The 1649-nt window shown below is 67.4% G+C and carries 3 protein-coding genes; 1 reads left to right on the forward strand and 2 read right to left on the reverse strand.

What is annotated here, in order from left to right; all coding sequences use genetic code 11:
* Positions 1 to 373, reverse strand: a 373-nt coding sequence (locus VA603_RS11240; RefSeq protein WP_323438888.1) for a cation diffusion facilitator family transporter, incomplete at its 3' end; no start/stop codon positions are given.
* Positions 374 to 419: 46 nt separating this feature from the next.
* Between VA603_RS11240 and VA603_RS11245 the strand changes: the two genes are divergently transcribed.
* Positions 420 to 692, forward strand: a complete 273-nt coding sequence (locus VA603_RS11245; protein WP_323438889.1) for a metal/formaldehyde-sensitive transcriptional repressor — start codon at positions 420 to 422, stop codon at positions 690 to 692.
* A 240-nt stretch (positions 693 to 932) separates the two neighbouring features.
* Here the strand turns inward: VA603_RS11245 and VA603_RS11250 are convergent.
* Positions 933 to 1649: PepSY-associated TM helix domain-containing protein (locus VA603_RS11250; RefSeq protein ID WP_323438890.1), on the reverse strand; the 717-nt coding region annotated here is incomplete at its 5' end.

Below are 1649 nucleotides of genomic sequence, written 5' to 3' on the forward strand. Positions count from 1 at the left end.
GGCTGGGCTTGAGCATCCGCGCGATCGACTCGAACGCCATGATCCCGGCCACGCCCAGCAGCAGGATCGCACTGGTGTAGCCGGCCAGGATCTCGATCTTCCAGGTACCGAAGGCGAAGCGCGGGTCGTCCCGGTACCGCCGCGCGCAGGCATAGGCGAACGCGGCCAGCCCCAATGCCAAGGCATGCGAGCTCATGTGCCAACCGTCGGCCAGTACCGCCATCGAGTTGAACCACCAGCCACCGGCGATCTCCACCACCATCATCACGACGGTCAGGGCCATGGCCCGGCGGGTGTTCTTCTCCGCCATCGGGTTGCCGTCGCTGAAGGCGTGGCTGTGCTGGCGGGACTGGGCAAGGGTTTCAAGGTTCATCATGGCGGCCTTCTCATATACCCCCATAGGGTATACGATTCCGACCATGGCACATATCCAACGTGACAGGAAGAAGCTGCTCGCCCGGGTCCGCCGCATCGCCGGCCAGGTGGCCGCGCTGGAACAGGCGCTGGAAGCCGGCGACGACTGCGACGCCGTGCTGGTGCAGATCGCCGCCGCCAAGGGCGCGATGCACGGGCTGATGATGGAAGTGATGGCCGGTCACCTGAACGACCATGTCGTCGCCGAGAAGGACCCGGCCAAGCGCGCCAGCGAAGCCGAGGTGCTGCTGGACCTGCTCAAGCGCCACGCAAGGTGACCAACGACGCGCCGCAGGAGCGGTCTTGGCCACGAAGCACATCGCGTTTCAGGTTGTCGCGGAGCATGCAACCGCGTTGATCCCGTTGTCCGTGTTTGGCCGACGCATCGCCAGCTTCGCGGCCAAGGCCGCTCCTACAAAAAGCCGCACGCCCTTCGCGCTGCCGGGTGCTGGCGGTAGTGCCGAGCCATGCTCGGCAGGCGCCGTCCCGGCCCAACCACAGCGCAGCATGGCGGCGCTCTACACGGGGTTGGGGCTGGTCTGTGCCCAGATGCTGTCGGTATGGCCCTGCTGCAAGCGCAGGCGCGTGCGCCGGGCGATGTACAACAGCACCGGCACCGACATCAGCGCGGTCACGTCCACCGGCCAGCTGCCGGCGTGGCTCCATGCCCCGCCGATGCCCCACACGCCGGCCAGGCTCGACAGCGGTATGGCCAGCGTGAACACCGCGCTGAGCCACAGCAGTTCCACCGCACCGCGTGATGCGCCGCGCAGGAACGCCCAACCGATCGCGGCCACGAACACCGCGTAGTAGATACCGGTGTGCCACGCCTTCAGATCCGCCACCAACGCGGGCAACCATTTGGTTGCGGCGAGGCTGGCGGAGATGCCGGCCACGCAACCCAATGACACGCCCACCGTCAGGCAACCCAGCACCCAGCCCGATAGTTTCTGCGCGGGCGTTTCCGGCCCCTTGCGCTTGCGTCGCCGCGATTCCACCCACAGCAGGTTGCCGGTGTAGAACAGCGCCGCGCCGGCCAGCCCCATCAGCACGTACAGCCAGCGCACCGGATTCCCGCCGAAGCTGCCGAAGTGCAGCATGAAGAACGCATTGACCGCCCCGTTCCAGCCATCCATGTGGCCGGGCAGGTCATGCGGGTCCACCTGCCCGCTGTACGGGTCCAGGTGCGTGCTGGCGTACAGCCGTGCGCGCGTGCCATGGCGCACGTCCAGCCC

This window comes from Stenotrophomonas capsici, assembly GCF_034961085.1.
GTDB classification, from domain to species: Bacteria; Pseudomonadota; Gammaproteobacteria; order Xanthomonadales; family Xanthomonadaceae; genus Stenotrophomonas; species Stenotrophomonas capsici.

What these genes read in the sequence shown, in the direction of transcription:
- VA603_RS11245 (WP_323438889.1), top strand. Translation starts at nt 420, where the DNA reads ATGGCACATATCCAACGTGACAGGAAGAAGCTGCTCGCCCGGGTCCGC.